Source organism: Streptomyces sp. NBC_00654 (assembly GCF_026341775.1).
Taxonomy (GTDB): Bacteria; Actinomycetota; Actinomycetes; order Streptomycetales; family Streptomycetaceae; genus Streptomyces.
This window is the reverse complement of record NZ_JAPEOB010000001.1, coordinates 2,127,396-2,143,653: the sequence shown is the minus strand read 5'-3', so window position 1 is coordinate 2,143,653 and position 16,258 is coordinate 2,127,396. Positions and strand designations below refer to the sequence as shown.

Annotated in this window: 12 protein-coding genes and 3 pseudogenes; 2 read left to right on the top strand and 13 right to left on the bottom strand. The window is 70.9% G+C overall.

The window, feature by feature from the left end; genetic code table 11:
* Window positions 1-31: 31 nt before the first annotated feature.
* Window positions 32-1,852 (top strand): hypothetical protein, encoded by a 1,821-nt coding sequence (locus OHA98_RS09320; protein ID WP_266924173.1) that lies wholly within the window; start codon window positions 32-34, stop codon window positions 1,850-1,852.
* Here the strand turns inward: OHA98_RS09320 and OHA98_RS09315 are convergent.
* Together OHA98_RS09315 and OHA98_RS09310 are read right to left on the bottom strand one after the other, a co-directional pair.
* On the bottom strand, window positions 1,842-2,819 hold the full coding sequence (locus OHA98_RS09315) for an NAD(P)/FAD-dependent oxidoreductase (RefSeq protein ID WP_266927819.1): 978 nt from the start codon (window positions 2,817-2,819) through the stop codon (window positions 1,842-1,844). The genes OHA98_RS09320 and OHA98_RS09315 overlap by 11 nt on opposite strands.
* Before the next feature lie 259 nt (window positions 2,820-3,078).
* Window positions 3,079-3,549: a helix-turn-helix domain-containing protein gene (locus OHA98_RS09310; protein ID WP_266924171.1), complete on the bottom strand. Its 471-nt coding sequence runs from the start codon at window positions 3,547-3,549 to the stop codon at window positions 3,079-3,081.
* 131 nt (window positions 3,550-3,680) lie between these two features.
* Here OHA98_RS09310 and OHA98_RS09305 point away from each other — a divergent pair, with 131 nt between their 5' ends.
* The gene (locus tag OHA98_RS09305; protein WP_266924170.1) at window positions 3,681-4,883 is read left to right on the top strand and encodes an MFS transporter; all 1,203 of its coding nucleotides are present in this window, start codon (window positions 3,681-3,683) and stop codon (window positions 4,881-4,883) included.
* Between the two features lie 205 nt (window positions 4,884-5,088).
* Here the strand turns inward: OHA98_RS09305 and OHA98_RS09300 are convergent, their stop codons facing one another.
* The 11 genes and pseudogenes from OHA98_RS09300 to OHA98_RS09255 all read right to left on the bottom strand — a co-directional run bounded on the left by OHA98_RS09300 (window position 5,089) and on the right by OHA98_RS09255 (window position 16,158).
* Entirely contained in the window at window positions 5,089-5,580 is a 492-nt protein-coding gene (locus OHA98_RS09300; RefSeq protein ID WP_266924168.1) for an SMI1/KNR4 family protein, read from the bottom strand.
* A 130-nt stretch (window positions 5,581-5,710) separates the two neighbouring features.
* Window positions 5,711-6,526: a trypsin-like serine protease gene (locus tag OHA98_RS09295; protein ID WP_266924167.1), complete on the bottom strand. Its 816-nt coding sequence runs from the start codon at window positions 6,524-6,526 to the stop codon at window positions 5,711-5,713.
* Between the two features lie 166 nt (window positions 6,527-6,692).
* Window positions 6,693-8,072 carry a hypothetical protein gene (locus OHA98_RS09290; protein ID WP_266924165.1) on the bottom strand — a complete coding sequence of 460 codons (1,380 nt, stop codon included), beginning with the start codon at window positions 8,070-8,072 and terminating at the stop codon, window positions 6,693-6,695.
* A gap of 89 nt (window positions 8,073-8,161) precedes the next feature.
* Window positions 8,162-8,494 (bottom strand): annotated as a pseudogene (locus OHA98_RS09285) (family 16 glycosylhydrolase); the annotation flags it as partial.
* 224 nt (window positions 8,495-8,718) lie between these two features.
* Window positions 8,719-10,164 (bottom strand): GH1 family beta-glucosidase, encoded by a 1,446-nt coding sequence (locus tag OHA98_RS09280; RefSeq protein ID WP_266924163.1) that lies wholly within the window; start codon window positions 10,162-10,164, stop codon window positions 8,719-8,721.
* A 21-nt stretch (window positions 10,165-10,185) separates the two neighbouring features.
* Window positions 10,186-11,259: an ABC transporter ATP-binding protein gene (locus tag OHA98_RS09275; RefSeq protein ID WP_266924162.1), complete on the bottom strand. Its 1,074-nt coding sequence runs from the start codon at window positions 11,257-11,259 to the stop codon at window positions 10,186-10,188.
* The gene (locus OHA98_RS09270; protein ID WP_266924161.1) at window positions 11,256-12,242 is read right to left on the bottom strand and encodes an ABC transporter permease; all 987 of its coding nucleotides are present in this window, start codon (window positions 12,240-12,242) and stop codon (window positions 11,256-11,258) included. The genes OHA98_RS09275 and OHA98_RS09270 overlap by 4 nt, the downstream gene beginning before the upstream one ends.
* 6 nt (window positions 12,243-12,248) lie before the next feature.
* Complete coding sequence (locus tag OHA98_RS09265) at window positions 12,249-13,229, bottom strand: ABC transporter permease (RefSeq protein WP_266924160.1); 981 nt, start codon at window positions 13,227-13,229, stop codon at window positions 12,249-12,251.
* Window positions 13,230-13,343: 114 nt separating this feature from the next.
* Window positions 13,344-13,460, bottom strand: a pseudogene (locus OHA98_RS42870) (pentapeptide repeat-containing protein); the annotation flags it as partial.
* Window positions 13,433-14,461: pseudogene (locus OHA98_RS09260) on the bottom strand (ABC transporter ATP-binding protein); the annotation flags it as partial. The pseudogenes OHA98_RS42870 and OHA98_RS09260, both read right to left, overlap by 28 nt.
* A 20-nt stretch (window positions 14,462-14,481) precedes the next feature.
* Window positions 14,482-16,158: an ABC transporter substrate-binding protein gene (locus tag OHA98_RS09255; RefSeq protein ID WP_266924158.1), complete on the bottom strand. Its 1,677-nt coding sequence runs from the start codon at window positions 16,156-16,158 to the stop codon at window positions 14,482-14,484.
* Between the last annotated feature and the right edge of the window lie 100 nt (window positions 16,159-16,258).

Genomic DNA, 16,258 nt, shown 5'->3' with positions numbered 1-16,258 from the left:
CCCCGTCGCGATCACCTGGAGGGCGACTCCCATGACCAGAACCCGCGGTACCGCCCCACCCCGGCACCCCCGCCCCCTGCCCCTGCCCCTCGCGTTCGCGCTCACCCTCACGCTGGCGCTCTCGCTGATCGTGGGGCTCCCGCCGTCCGCCCCCGCCGCGGCACACACGCTGTCCGTCACCTCCCCGAGCCTGATCTTCCAACGGGGCCAGGGTGCGGTGCAGTTCGGTTCCTCGGCCGCCTCGGTCTCCTGGTCGTTCACCGACGAGCGCGGCACCCGGGTACGCAGCGGAACCAGCTGGCTCTCCGGCGGCAAGGCCTCGCTGTCCGTCGCCGACCTCCCGCCCGGCTACTTCGAGCTGGCCCTGCACGCGGGCGCGGCACCCGAGCCCACCGACCTCCGCACCTCGTTCGCCGTCATCGAGAAGGTGCCGGACAGCGCGGTCGGCCCGTCCTCCCCGTTCGGCGCGGCCGTGCACCTGGCGCGCACCGGCTGGGGCACACAGGTGCTCGACGAGGCCCGGAAGGCGGGTGTCTCGCACATCCGCGAGGACGCCTGGTGGAACAAGTTCGAGATCACGAAGGGCAGTTACACCTATCCTGCGGCGTTCACCGCCGGGATGACGCGCGCCCGTGCGCTGGGCATCACGCCGTTGATCATCGCCAACGGTGCCAACCCGCTGTACGACAAGGGGGTGACGCCCAGCACCCCCGAGGGCATCGCCGCCTTCGGGAAGTTCGCGGCGGCGGTCCTGGAGCACTACGGCGAGAACAACGTCGAGGTACTCAACGAGTACAACGGCGACACGTTCAACAAGAGCGCGTGCGGACGCACCGCCGCGTGCTACCTGGACGTGCTCACCGGCGTCAACAAGGCGGTGAAGGCCGTGAACCCGCAGGCCACGGTGGTCGGCCCGGCCACCATCGGCATCGCCAACTGCACACCTCCCGACGGCCGCACGTGCTTCGCGCCGGATCTGATCGGCCGTGGCGGCCTGACACAGATGGACGCCTACAGCGTGCACCCGTACCACTATCCGGGCGGCCCGGAGTGGCTGGCGGGCTCGGGCGACACGATCGCCGGGCTGCGGCAGCGGATCCGTGACGCGAACCACGGCGAGGACAAGCCGATCATCCTCAGCGAGATGGGCTGGCCCACCGACACCGCTCACGGCACCAGTGAACTCCAGCAGGCCGACAACCTGATCCGGCTCTACGCGGTCGGCCTCGCCAACGGCGTGACCCGGATCTACTGGTACGACCTGGTCAACGACGGCAGCGACCCCGCCGAGAAGGAGCAGAACTTCGGCATGCTCCGGCAGCCGGTCACCGCCACCGCCGCGAACCCGGTCTCCGTCACCGCCAACGCTCCCAAGCCCGCCCTGGTCGCGCAGGCCGTGACCGCGCGGATGATCGGCGGCGCGTCGTACGCGGGGGACGACGGCCTGGCCGCACCGGCCCGCTCGGCCCGGTTCACCGACGGCGGCACGACCACCCGGGTGGTCTGGGCGACCAGCCCCCGCGACGTGGTCGTCTCGGCGACCGGCCCGGTGACACTGGTCGACTCCTGGGGCCGGAGTTCGGTGAGGCAGCCGACGAACGGCGGCTTCACCCTGGCGGCCGGTACGTCACCCGTGTTCCTCCGGGGCCCGGTGACCGGCATCACGGGCCCCGCGACGGCCACCGGTGCCGGCGGGACCACCGGCACCACCGGAGCCGACGGAACCACCAGCACCACACACACCACCGACACCACCGACACCACCGGCACCACTGGCACCACCGGAGCCGATGGCACCACCGGAGCCGATGGAACCACCAGCACCACGCACACCACCGGCATCAGCCGATAACCACTCCCACCCCCGCCCGGCGCGCCTCGACCGCGCGCCGGGTGTCGTCGGCGATCAGGTCGGCGTTGATCGCCACGGCCGCCCGCAGTCCCGCGTTGGCCGCGCCGATCACCTGCTCCATCAGGTTGGTCACATTGCCGGCCGCCCAGACACCGGGCACCTCCGTCGCCCCGGACGGGTCGGCCGCGATGTACGACCCGATCACATGCCCGGCCGCCTCCTGCGCGACCGGGACCAGCCCCAGACTCTCCAGGACGGCGGACCGGGCCGTGAAGCGGGGCTGGACCACCACGACCTCGCGCGCGGCCACCCGGCCACCGGCCAGACGGAGTCCGGTGAGCCGGTCGTCCGTGATCTCCAGGCCGGTCACCTCGCCGTCCACGACGGCGATGCCCCGGGCCGCCAGCTGCTCGTACTCCTCGTCGCCGAACTCGGGCCCGGTGTGCCGGAAGAGGGTGACGTCATCGCTCCACTGCCGCCATGTCAGCGCCTGGTGCACCGAGAGCGGGCCGGCCGAGAGCACGCCGACCGGGCGGTCCGCGACCTCCGAGCCGTGGCAGTAGGGGCAGTGCAGCACGTCACGCCCCCACCGCTCGGCCAGACCCGGCACCGGGGGCAGCTCGTCGACGATCCCCGTGGTCACGAGCAGCCGCCGGGCGACAACGGCGGAACCGTCCTCCGTCACGACCCGGAACCCCTCGTCGCCCGGCAGCCGCTCCGCCGACACGACGCCGCCCCGCACGATCTCGCCCCCGTACCCGGCGACCTCGGCACGGCCGATCGCCGTCAGCTCCGAGGGTGGGGTGCCCTCACGGCCCAGGTAGTTGTGCACGTGGGAGGCGGGCGCGTTGCGCGGGTCGCCCGCGTCGATCACCAGCACCGAACGCCGCGCCCGCGACAGGGCGAGAGCCCCGCCCAGCCCGGCCGCCCCGCCTCCGACGACCACCACGTCGTACCGCTGCTTCATGTCGTTCACGCTGTTCACGCTGCTCATACGAAACACCTCCTGTTACGGGAGAGAGTGCGCACGAAACGCCCAGAACGACAAATCTACTTGCCGAGACAGCAAACCCCGGGAACGACATCCGCCAGGCCGGCCCGCTCCCGGCCCGACGACAGGCCGGGTCGGCTCGTTCCTGCACCCGAGGTCACACGACGCCACCGTGCGACATCAGCACGTCGGGCCGTACAGCGGGACCGTACGACCCCTGACGGGGCACCGCAGGTCAGGCGCCGGACGGGTCCGCTCCGGCGGCGACCTTGTGGACGATGGTGTCGTCCGGGCTCAGCAGCCGCCCGTCCTCCGACCGGACTTCCAGCGCACGCAGTCGACTGCCCCGCTGCCGGTCGACCAGCTCGGAGTGCGGTTCGCCGGGTGCGAAGAAGTTCCGCTCGCCCCACTGCCGCAGGGCCACGATGACGGGGAAGAGGGACTCACCCTTCGGGGTCAGCACGTATTCGCGATAGGCGCTGCCGTCCGAGGCGGGGACGGTTTCGAGGACACCCCCGGCGACCAGGGAACGCAGGCGGGCGGTCAGGATGTTCTTCGCCACGCCCAGGCTGCGCTGGAACTCCCCGAAGCGGCGGCTTCCGTCGAAGGCGTCCCGCACGATCAGCAGGGACCACCAGTCACCGATCGCGTCGACCGATCGCGCGACGGGGCAGTCGCTGTCGTCAAAACGTGTCCGGTTCACCATGACGTCCTCTCTTTCCCAAGATGGTTGCAACATGCTACCAAAATGATTACCGTCCCTAGTGGTAGCAAGATGAAACCAATCGCGAAGGGCACTCCATGAGCGGCGACGGCAGGGCGGCGATACCAAGGACCATGGCGCGCGACGGGGGCGCTCCCGCGTTCGCCCTGTCCCCTGGCATCGTCATGCTGTTCGCCGTCGCCTGCGGGGCCGCCGTCTCCAACGTCTATTTCGCGCAGCCGCTCCTGGTGACACTGGGCCACGACCTCGGGATGAGCCCGGCTCTCGTCGGCAGCGTCGTCACGCTCACGCACATCGGATACGGGCTGGGGCTCTTCCTCCTCGTGCCGCTGGGGGACGTGGCCGACCGCCGCCGGATCGTCGTGGCCCAACTGTTGCTGCTGGTCGCGGCGTTGGCCGTGGTCGGCACCGCACACAGCGCGGCGGTCCTGCTCGCGGGCATGGGCTCGGTGGGGCTGCTCGCCGTGGTCACGCAGACACTGGTGGTCTTCGCCGCGTCGCTGGCCCCGCCCGCCGAGCGCGGACGGGTCGTCGGACTGGTGACCGGCGGCGTGGTCATCGGCATCCTGCTCGCCCGTACCGTCTCCGGTCTCCTGGCCGACCTCGCGGGGTGGCGCTCCGTCTACCTCGCATCGGCCGCGCTCATCGCCGTACTCGCCCTCGTCCTGCACCGGGTGCTGCCACGCCACAGCGACGTACCGCCGGCCACTCCCCTGCGCTACGGACAGCTCCTGCGTTCCACGGTCACCCTGTTCGCGCGGGAACGGCTCCTCCGCCTCCGGGCCGCGTTCGGCCTGCTGATCTTCGCCGCGTTCAGCACCCTGTGGAGCAGCATCGCGCTGCCGCTCAGCGAGCCCCCGTACTCCCTCTCCCACACCGCCATCGGCGCATTCGGTCTGGTGGGGGCCGTGGGCGCGCTCGCCGCAGCCGGAGCTGGCCGCCTGAACGACCGGGGGCTCTCCCGGCGGACCACGGGTATCGGCCTGGCGCTGCTCGCCGCATCGTGGCTGCCCCTGGCCCTCACCCGCAGCTCGCTCTGGGCGCTGGTCGTCGGCGTGATCATCCTCGACCTGGCCGTACAGGCGGTCCATGTCACCAACCAGACCCTGATCTACGCACTGCACCCGGACGCGGGCGGCCGGCTGATCGGCGGATACATGATCTTCTACGCGGTCGGCAGCGCCACCGGCGCCCTCGCCGCGACGTCCCTCTACGCGGCGGCCGGGTGGGGCGCCGTGTGCGTACTGGGCGCCGGGATCAGCGGCCTCGCGTTCCTGCTGTGGGTGCTCACGAGGCATACGGAGTACGGGGGTTGAGCCGGCCCGCTCGCGTCGGCGGGGTCATCCGACGTCCCTGGCGCGTATCGGTGCGCAGGAGGTCGCCCAACGGACCTGTACGGCTCCACTCGGCAAAGAGCGAGAAGCGGACGGGGGACGTTCTGGCATCTGATCGGCGTCCAGCCGGCGAGGGACCGGATCGAGCCGCTGATGCCGGCCGATCCGGTCCGTGCGACCACGGGTTTCAGGACAGGAAATCGTAGAACGGGCCATCGGGCGCGAAGTTGCGGGAGCACAACGTCACGTCATAGCCCTTGAGGTAGTCCAGAAACCATTCACCGAACGTCATCTCGTAGAGGGTCCAGGCCGGGCTGTCGAACTCCTGGACCACGACGCGCCAGGGCGACGCGGGGGTGTCGGGACGGCGGAGGAAGATTGCCTCGCCCGTGGTGGCCGTCGCCACCGGCATCAGCTCTCCGGGGTTCGCTCCCACCGGGCTCGGCAGGAACTCCGCCATGTCCTCCTCGCGCCAGAGTTCGAGATCGCCCTTGATGTACCTGCCCAGACTGTGCAGAAGGTGACCGGCGGGGTGCTTCAGATAGAGCTGCCTGTTGATCTGGATCGAGCCGTAGGCATCCACGATCTCGCGGAAATCCGCGGGGAACTCGATACCGAGTTCCCGCTCCAGCTCGATCCACGGAGCCGGATCCGACCAGGTGAACCGAGGTTCGCCCAACAGGGCTGTTATCTCTGGAAGCGTTGCCACTACTGGATTCCTTCGAGCACGTCGAACCGATACCGGTCCTGGAACTGACCACCGCAGTACAGGGGACAGTCTCCTCGACGCCCTGGCCGTCCGTACATGGTCAGGCGTGGTGCTTGACGGTCTTCCGGATCCACTCCGCGTAGGCGGGCACGTTGCTGTAGAGGCCGGGCCCGTCCGAGCAGGCGACGCCCGGGGCGCCGGGGCCCGATGTGGCGCCCATCAGCTCCCACCGTCCGTGCCGGCCCTTCTGGAGCTGCGGCCCCCCGGAGTCCCCGAAGCACGCCATGGCCTCGGGGACGCGGCTGATCGTGCACAACCGGGTCCGGTCCGCGTAACCGGGGGCGCACTCGGCGATGGAGCCCCTGCGCGTGTCGAGCTCCTGCAACCGCTCCGCGAACTTCATCTCGGTGTCGACGGTGGTGCCGAATCCCAGGATCCGGGTCGGGGTGCCGGGCCGCGCGGCCCGCTCGGCGATACGGATGGGCTTCTCGGCGACCGGACGGTCCAGGCGGACCAGCGCGATGTCGTCCTTGTTGGCGGCCTTCCCGGCGCCGTTCACATAGCCGGGGTGCACGACGGTCCGCTCGATGGCCCGGACGGTTCCCCCGGACTTCCGGTGCGAGCTGCCGATCCGGACGATGCCGTCCAGCTCAAGGCCGTCGCCCTGGACGCAGTGGGCCGCCGTCAGCACCCACTGCCGGTCGATCAGTGACGCCCCGCAGGTGCCGTCGTACAGGCCGTGGGCAGGGGCCGACTCCGGGATCGTCGCCATGAACGGGTAGCGCTCGGTGGCATCGGACCCGTTGACGATCGCCCCGGCGCTGCCGGTCATCAGGGTGGCGCAGGCCGCGACGGCGAGGGCGCCGACAGCAGTGGTGCGTACCGCGCGGCGGCGCGCCGACTTCAAGCTGAACACTGAGAGTTCCTTACCTCGGAGAACCGGACGTGTTCAGCCTGCTCGCTCGGGATTCGCCGGACCATCCGGGCAGCAGGCCTGATGGAGGTGTAGCCTGCACCCCCGCCGCGCCGGCCGGTCCGGGGGTCCGGGGTCCATAGTCCGGGGACCGGGGACCCGGACAACGTCAGAAGCCGCCGCCGTCGAAGCCTCCGCCGCCCCCGCCGAAGCCGCCGCCGTCCCCGAAGCCTCCGCCGCCGAAGCCGGAGGAGTCGAAGTCGGAGCCGGAGAAGTCGCCGCCGCCCCAGTCGCCGCCGGTGCCTCCGCCGAAGTCACCGCCGCCGTACTCCCCCGCGTACGCCGGGGTGGCGAGCATGGAGCCGAGCATCGTGCCTACCAGCAGGCCCGGCAGCAGGCCGCCGCCGAAGTAGCCGCCCGCCCACGGTCCGTAGGCCGGGCCGGCCTCCCAGTACGGGCGGCGGCGGCCGTCGCCGACGTCGACCGTGCGGCTCATCGGGTCCTCGCCCTCGCGCAGCCGTACCTTGTCGGCGCCGCAGACGGGGACCTCGCGGGCCGATCCGCCGGACGGGGTCCACAGCACGTCCGCGACCGAGGGGCCGTGGCGCGGGTCGAAGAAGCAGGGCGGGCGGCGGGCCGGGAGGGGCTTGCCCGTGCGGCGGGCCTCCAGGACCGCGAGGGAGAAGCGGCCGTCCTCCAGGGACTGGGTGACCGGACGGACGTCCGAGGGGTGCTGGGCGTGCTCCATCTTGGACTTGGCGCTCTCGTAGGAGTCCAGGGCCCGTTCGTAGTCGGCCCGCATGGCGTCGTCCGCGCCCTTCTCCGCCGGGTGGAAGTCCAGCCGCTCCAGGGCTTCGCCGTACGCGGTGATGTCCTCGTCCACGACGACGCGGAGCTTGTCGAGGGCGGCCCGTTCCTCTTCCTCCTTGCGGCGCCGGTTGCGGCGGGAGATCGCGTACGCGCCCGCGCCGCCGGCCACGGCGACCGCGCCGAGGGCGATCAGGCCGCCGGCCGGGAATCCGCCGTCGTCCGCGCTCCCGCCGGACCAGGCGGCGGGGGCGCTGCCCCGGGCCTGTTGCACCGCGCTGTCGACGAAGGCGTTGAGCTGGGCCGCTGTGTCGGTGTCGGTGGCCGGTGTCTTCACGGCCGCCGAGAGGTTCTGGACCGCCCGGGTGGGCATGACCTGCGGGTCCGCGCCCGCGTTGAACCCGTCACCCAGGCGTATCGCGTAGACGCCGGTGATGCCGGTCTCGGCGCGCAGGGTCTGGAGCAGGCCCTCTTCGGGGAAGGCCGAGGTGGCGGGGAGGACGGCCACGAGCACCGGTTTGTCGGCGTCCGTGATCTTGTTCTCCAGAGCCTTCTCCTGGCCGGTGGAGAGCTGGTCACGGGCGCCCGGGTCGACGTAGACCGGGTCCTTCCGCAGTTCCTGCGCGGCATCGTTGATGGTGGCGGCGGGGGCGGCGGACGCAGCGGGGGCGAGAGCGAAGACCACCGCGGCCAGCATGAGCAGCAGGCCCGCCATGAGCGTGGGAAAAAGCCTTTTCCTCATACTTCACGCTACTGCAGACGGGCAGCACGCGCCGCTGCCCGTCCGGAGTGCGCCCCGGGGCTGTCCGTTTCGGCCCTGCGCGGGCCGGGCTACTTCTGTTCGACCCGTACCCAGTCGATCTCCGCCTTGATGCCTCCCTGCGCGACGCGGTCGACGCTGGACTGCGGGAGACCCCAGTAGGGCTGGGTGACCTTGTTGTGACCGGCCGGATACGCACCGCCCAGGGCCAGGTTCAGGATCACGTACTGGTTGTGGTCGAAGACCCACTGGCCCCGGGTGGATTCCAGCTTCTGCCGGGAGGTCTGCTGGACGACCCGGTCGTCCACGGTGAACGTCATGCCCTCGGGCGTCCACTCGACGCCGTAGGTGTGCCACTGGTCTGCGCGGCCCCCGTCCGGGAAGGTCTGGGACCTTCCGACGTTGGCGGGGGCGGGCTCGCCCCCGTACACCTGGAAGGAGAACAGCGAGTATCCCCAGGCGGTGGCGCGTTCGATGCCCCGCATGCGGACGTAGCGTCCGGTGACCTCCTGCGGGTGGGTGTGGGCGGTGACGGTGCCGCCGGTGCCGTCCGTCTCGGTGTAGAAGTCCGTCCAGTCGGTGGCGATCAACGTCGTACGAGAGGGCATGTGGGGGTGCTCCCAGTCGGTCAATCGGTACGGGAGTCGCGGCTGAGGTGGATGGTGTCGCGGGTGAGGCGGATGGTGTCGCGGTACCACTTGGCGCTGTCCTTGAGGGTCCGCGCCTGTGTGCCGTAGTCGACGCGGACGATGCCGAAGCGCTTGTCGTAGCCGTACGCCCACTCGAAGTTGTCCATCAGCGACCAGGCGAAGTAGCCCCGGACGTCGGCGCCCCGGACGCGGGCCTGGGCCACGGCGTCGATGTGGTCGGCGAGATAGGCGGTGCGGTCGGTGTCCGGTACGGAGCCGTCGGCGGCGACGGTGTCGTCGAAGGCGGCGCCGTTCTCCGTGATGACGGTCGGCAGCGCGTAGTCGCGCTCCAGCCGCAGCAGCAGATCGGTGAGTTCGCCCGGGGTGATCTCCCAGTCCATCGCCGTACGCGGCAGATCGCGCTCCACGGCGCGGGTGACGGGGAGGCCTTCGGCGTCGGTGGGCGAGCCGTCCTCGGTGAGGCCGGAGAACAGCGCGCCCCGGTAGAAGTTGACGCCGAGGACGTCGAGGGGGGTGGCGATGGCGGCCAGGTCGCCGTCCTGGACGGGCAGTTCGATGCCCTGGGCGGCCAGGTCCCGGACGATGTCCTCGGGGTAGTGGCCGTGGACGACCGGGTCGAGGTAGAGGCGGGTGCCGAGCCCGTCGGCGCGGCGGCAGGCCTCGCGGTCGGCCTCGCTGTCGGTCTCCGGTGTGGCGGTGCCGAGGTTGAGGGTGATGCCCAGCTCCAGGGGGTTGCCGCCCGCGGCCTCCCTGATGCGCCGGGAGGCCAGGCCGTGGCCGAGGAGCAGGTGGTGGACGGCGTGGATGGCGTCGCCGAGGTGCTGGCGGCCGGGGGCGTGGAGCCCGTAGGCGTAGCCGAGCATGGCCGAGCACCAGGGCTCGTTCAGCGTCGTCCAGTGCGCGACCCGGTCCCCCAGCGCCTCGTACGCGAGCATCGCGTAGTCGGCGAAGCGCAGGGCGGTGTCGCGGACCGGCCAGCCGCCCGCGTCCTCCAGCTCCTGCGGGAGGTCCCAGTGGTACAGGGTGATCCAGGGGGTGATCCCCTTGTCCTGGAGCTCGTCGACGAGCCGTTTGTAGAAGTCGAGGCCCTTGGCGTTGGCCGGGCCCCGGCCGCCGGGCTGAATGCGCGGCCAGGCCAGCGAGAAGCGGTAGGTGTCGACACCGAGGCCGGCGATCAGCTCCACGTCCTGGGGCATCCGGTGGTAGTGGTCGCAGGCCACGTCCCCCCTCTCGCCGCCCTCGACGGCACCGGGGACGTCGCAGAAGGTGTCCCAGATGGACGGCGTGCGGCCGTCCTCCGCCGCCGCGCCCTCGATCTGGTACGCGGAGGTGGCCACGCCCCAGCGGAAGTCGGCCGGGAGCCCGGGGACGGCGGCGGGCCGCGGGAGGCGCCGGTTCGGGGAGGTGGTGACGGGGTGGTTCATCGGTCTCCGTAGGTGAGGGCGTCAGGCGGCCGGGGCGGGCTTGGACGGTTCCGGGTGGGGGGAGTGCGCGTCGCGCGGAGCCGGTGTGCCGGGCGTCGCCCGCGGGTTCTCCGTGTGCAGCCAGCAGGCGACCGCGCGGTCGCTCCCGCCGGTGGGCGGGGTCAGCGACGGGACCCGCCGGGAGCAGGGGTCGAACGCCTTGCCGCAGCGGGGGTGGAACGCGCAGCCCGTGGGCATCGCGGACAGGTGCGGGGGCGAGCCGGGGATGCCGGTCAGCTCGCGGCGGGGTCCGTGCAGCGCGGGGAACGAGTGGAGCAGCCCGTCGCTGTAGGGGTGGCGGGGGTCGCGGTAGATCTCGGCCGCGCCCGCCTCCTCCACGATCCGGCCCCCGTACATGATCGCGATCCGGTCCGAGAACTCGATCAGGAGCGAGATGTCATGGGTGATGAACACGACGGAGAAGCTGAGCTGTTCCCGCAGTTCGACCAGCCGGCGCAGGATCTGCCGCTGCATGACGACGTCGAGCGCGGTGGTCGGCTCGTCCATGATGACGATCTCGGGTTCCAGTGCCAGCGCCATCGCGATCATCACGCGCTGGCGCATCCCGCCGGAGAGCTGGTGCGGATACGCGGCGAGCCGGTCCGCCGAGATCCCGACGAGGTTCAGCAGCTCCTCGGCGCGGGCGGTCCGCGCGGCGGAGCGCATCTGCGGGCGGTGGGCCTTGAGTACGTCGGTGAGCTGGCTGTGCACGGTGTGGACCGGGTTGAGCGAGTTCATCGCGCCCTGGAACACGATGGACAGTTCCTGCCAGCGGAAGGCGCGGAGCCGGTCCGGTGCGAGGGAGAGGATGTCGACGCTGTCCCCGCCCGGCCGGTGGTAGTGGACGTCGCCGCCGGTGATCACCCCGGGCGGGGAGAGCAGCCGGGTGACGGCGTAGGCCAGGGTGGACTTGCCGGAGCCCGACTCGCCCGCCAGGCCCAGGACTTCGCCCCGGTGCAGGGTGAGGTCGATGTCGCGCAGGGCGTGCACGGCCTGGTCGCCGGTGCCGTAGTCGACGTTGAGTCCGCTGATGGTGAGGACCGGCTCGGCCGTCATGTGCTCTGCTCCTTGCTGGGCGTGGCGGCCGTCCGGGCGACCGGGGTGAAGCCGACCCGCATCCTGACCTTGCGGGAGGCGCCGGTCGCGGTGCGCAGGCGGGGGTTGACGAACTCGTCGATGCCGAAGTTGATGAGGGCCAGGGCGGTGCCGAGGAGGGCGATGCACAGACCGGCGGGGACGAACCACCACCAGGCGCCCTGGGCGAGGGCCTGGTTGGACTGGGCCCAGAACAGGACGGTGCCCCAGTTCCAGTGCGAGATGTCGGCGACGCCGATGAAGGCGAGGGTGATCTCGGTGAGGATGGCGAAGATGACCGTGCCGACGAAGCCGGAGGCGATGACGGCGGTGAGGTTCGGCATGATCTCGAAGAGGATGATCCGCCAGGTGGACTCGCCGGTGGCGCGGGCCGCCTCCACGTAGTCGCGCCGGCGCAGCGACAGGGTCTGGGCCCGCAGGATGCGCGCCCCCCAGGCCCAGGAGGTGAAGGCGATCGCGGTGGCGATGAGCAGGTCGCCGGTGTCCGGGACGAAGCTCGCGATGATGATGATCAGCGGGAGTCCGGGCAGCACCAGGAAGATGTTGGAGAGCGCGGAGAGGATCTCGTCGGCCGCGCCGCCGAGGAATCCGGCGCTGACCCCGACGAGCACGGACAGGACCGTGGCGAAGATCCCGGCGACGAAGCCGACGACCAGGACGCCGCGGGTGCCGACGAGGATCTGGGAGAGGACGTCCTGCCCGGTCTGCGTGGTGCCGAACCAGTGGTCGGCGGAGGGCGGCCGGAGCAGTTGGTCGGTCATCGCGTCGGGGTCGTGCGGGGCGATCCAGGGTCCGGCGATCGCGAGGAGCACGAAGAACGCCAGGATGATCAGCCCGGTGCGGGTCTTCCCGCCGCGCAGGAACCGGAGCCGGGCCCGGCGGCTGGGCGCCGCGGGGGCGGGGGCGCCGTCGAGGACGGCGGTGTCGGTGGCGGTGACGGACATCTGGAGTCAGGCCTCCTTCCGGGTGCGGGGGTCGAGCACGGCGTAGACGAGGTCGGCGAGCAGGTTCGCGGCGAGGACGGACAGCGTGATGATCAGGAAGACGCCTTGCATCAGCGGGTAGTCCTTGCCGCCGACGGCCTGGAAGAGCTGGTATCCGATGCCCGGGTAGGTGAAGACCATCTCGACCAGGAGCGTGCCGCCGACGATGAAACCCAGGGAGAGGGCGAAGCCGGAGATGTTCGGCAGGACCGCGTTGCGGGCGGCGTAGCCGAACATCACGCGCCGCTCGGAGAGCCCCTTGGCCTGCGCCACCATGACGTAGTCCTCGGAGGAGACGGTGACCATCATGTTGCGCATGCCGAGGATCCAGCCGGCGACGGCGCTGAGCACGATCGTGACGCCGGGCAGGAACCCGTGGTACAGCGCGCTGGAGACGAACGGCCAGTCGAACGCCGGGACGAGCGAGGAGTCGTACCCTCCGGCGGCCGGGAAGACGGGCCACTTCACGGCGAACACCGCGATGGCGATGAGGCCGAGCCAGAAGTAGGGGATCGAGGAGATGAAGGTGGTGACGGGCAGCAGGCTGTCCAGCCAGGAGCCGCGCTTCCAGCCGCTGTAGACGCCGACGCCGGTGCCGAGCAGGAAGCTGATCACGGTGGTGATGCCGACCAGGGCGAGCGTCCACGGCAGGGACTGCGCGATCACCTCGCTGACCGGTGTCGGGAAGAAGGTGAACGAGAGCCCGAGGTCGCCGTCGAGCAGATGCGCCCAGTAGTCGGTGTACTGCTGCCAGAGCGACTGGTTCTCGTCGAGGCCGAAGAGGGCCTTGAGGGAGGCGATGGCGTTGGTGTCGAGCTGGCCCTGGTAGCGGCTCATCAGCGCCTGGACCGGGTCGCCGGGCATCAGGCGCGGGATGAGGAAGTTGATGGTGATGGCGGCCCACGCGGTGACGGCGTAGAAGGTGAGCCGTTGCAGCAGGTACTTCACTCGCCGGCCCCCCGCAGATCGGTGTGCCGTGTGGGGGTGCGCTCGGCAGGTGTCCGCTCGACGGAGGTCCGCTCGGCGGAGGTCCGCTCGGCGGAGGTCCGCTCGGCGGAGGTCCGCTCGGCGGAGGTCCGCTCGGCGGAGGTCCGCTCGGCAGGTGTCCGCTCTGCGGAGGTCCGCTCGGCGGGGGTTCCCGGTGTGCCGGTCCCCTCGTACAGCCAGCAGGCGGCCCACTGTCCCCCTGCCAGGCCGAAGCGCGGCGGCAGTTCGGTGCGGCAGCGCTCCATGGCCTTCGGGCAGCGCGGGTGGAAGCGGCACCCGGCCGGCGGGGCGATCAGCGACGGCGGCTCGCCGGTCCCGGTCTCCTCCTGCTCCGCCTCGGCGACCACCCGGTCCGGGTCGGGCGCCGAGGCGATGAGGAGCTGGGTGTAGGGGTGGGCGGGGTGCTGGGTGACGGTCTCGCTGTCGCCGCCCTCGACGATCCGGCCCGCGTACATCACCAGCGTGGTGTCCGCGAAGTAGCGGGCGGAGGCGATGTCGTGGGTGATGTAGAGGATCGCGAGCCGCAGACGTTCCTTGAGGTCGCGCAGCAGGTTGAGGACGCCGAGCCGGATCGACACGTCGAGCATCGAGACCGGTTCGTCGGCGAGGAGGACCTGCGGGTCGGCGCCGAGCGCGCGGGCGATGGCGACGCGCTGGCGCTGCCCGCCGGACAGCTCGTGCGGGAACTTGTCCAGGTACTGGTGCGGCGGTGTCAGCTGGACGCGGTCCAGCAGCGCGGACAGGTTGGCCTCCAGTTCCGCGTCCCCGCTGCCTGCCCGGCCGTGGATCCTGAGCGCCCTGGTGAGGTGGTAGCGCACGGTGTGCACCGGGTTCAGCGAGGCGAACGGGTCCTGGAAGATGAGCTGGACCTGCTTGACGTAACGGCGGAAGGACCGGCCGCGCCCGGCCTTGACCGCGGTGCCCGACAGCCGTATCTCGCCCGAGGTGAGCGGATGGAGCTGGGCGAGCAGCCGGGCGACGGTGGACTTGCCCGAGCCGGACTCCCCCACCAGGGCCGTGACGGTGCCGCGCCGGAGTTCCAGCGAGACGTCGTCGACGGCGTGGACGGTGCGGCGGCGGCGTGCGGCGAGATCGCGGCCGGTGCGCCGTACGGGGAAGTGTTTGGTGACTCCGCGTGCTTCGAGCACCACGTCGGTGCCCGCCCGCACGCTCTCGGACTGTTCGGTGGTCATGGCCGGTTCCTCCCCCGTACTCACTTGGTGGGCTTGAGCTTCAGCACGATCTGCAGCGCGGTGGGCTGGGTGTGCTGCGGCGGGGCGTAGGGGTCGGACTCGGTGGGCCAGCCGGTCCAGTTCTTCGAGGAGTACTCGGCGCCGATGGGGGCGGCCGCCGTGGGGATCACGGGCGCCTGCTCGACGAAGATCTTCTGGAGGGTGTTCATCGCCCTGGTGCGGGTGGCGTCCTCGGTGGCGTTGGCGTACTCCTTGAGCGCCGCGGTGGCCTCCGGGCTCTTGAAGCGGCCGAAGTTGCCGAGCTGGGAGCTCTTGCCGACGGGCTGGAGGATCGAGCCGTCCATCATGTTCTGGTACATGTCGTAGGGCGTGGCACCGCTGTTGGTCCAGTGCAGGGTGGCGTCGAAGTTGCCGTTCGCGACATCCGCGCCCCAGGCGTCGGCGGTCTGTGTCCTGACCTTGGCCTCGATGCCCAGCTGCTTGATGTTGTCCTTGATGATCGAGAGTCCGGTGATGTAGTCGTTCCAGCCGGCCGGGTCGGTGAAGGTCAGCTTCACCGGTTTGCCGGACGGGTCCTTGAGTGCGCCGCCGCTGAGCGTGAACCCGGCGTCGGCGAGGATCTTCCTGGCCCCCTCCACATCGGGCTCGGTGGTGGCGCCCTTGTACTCCGGCGCGAGGAAGGGGTCACCGGCGGGCAGCGGGATGCCGGTCGGGCTGGTGATCTCCGGGTAGAGCGTCGCCTGGGCCTGGATGTGGATCGCCCGGCGGTCGACGACCATGGCCATCGCCTTGCGCAGCGCCGGGTTGTCGAAGGGCTTGCGGGCGGTGTTGAACCACAGTCCGTGGATGCCGAGCCCGGAGGGGAACCACAGCTGGTGGTGCTTGGGGTCCTTGGCGATGTACAGCTGCTTGTAGTTCGGCATGAAGACGAACGACCACTCGACCTTGCCGCTCGCCAGCGCCGTGGTCGCCGCGCTGTTGTCGTTGTACGCGGTGTACCGCAGCTCCTTGACCTTCGTCGCGCCCTTCCAGTACGCCGGGGTCGCCGTCAGCGTGGTGGTCTGCGGGGTGAAGGTCTTCAGCTTGTACGGGCCCGAGCCGACCGGGGTGCGGTTGGGCCAGGTCTCCGGGTTGTCGACCTTCTCCCAGATGTGCTTGGGCACGATATAGGTCTGGATGATCTTGTTCTGGTTGACGAACTGGGACTCCTTGAAGGTCAGGACGACCTTCCCGCCCTCCACGGCGATCCCGTCGAAGGGGATGCCGTTGCCGTTGAGCGCCGGGTGCTTCTTCAGCAGGCTGAAGGTGTACTCGACGTCGGCGGCGGTCAGCGGCTTGCCGTCGGCCCACTTCGCCCGGCCGTCGAGGGTGAAGGTGACCTTTGTGAAGTTGGACTCCCACGTCCAGTCGGTGGCGAGCCAGGGTGCCGCCTTGTCGGTGGGGCGGATCTGGTTCGTCATGGCCAGCGGCTCGTAGATCATGTGGCGGTAGCCGAGGGTGGCGCTCGCCGAGGTGCTCAGGAACGGGTTGCTGTTGTTCGTCTGCGGCCCGTCCGGCTTGCCGAGGGTCAGTACGCCGGTGGCGCCGGCTCCCCCTTTGCCGGAACCCGAGTTGGCGGACGAGCAGCCGGCGGCGAGCGCGACCACGGCGGTGGCGACTGAGAGCGCTCTCAGCGTGTGACGACGGCGTACGGACATGACGACTCCAGAAGGACTGCGGGTCTGGGAGATCCGGGAGGCGGGCAGCGCTCGACGCGCCGGGTACAGGTGGTGCGGGCGGTGCGGGCGACACAGGTGG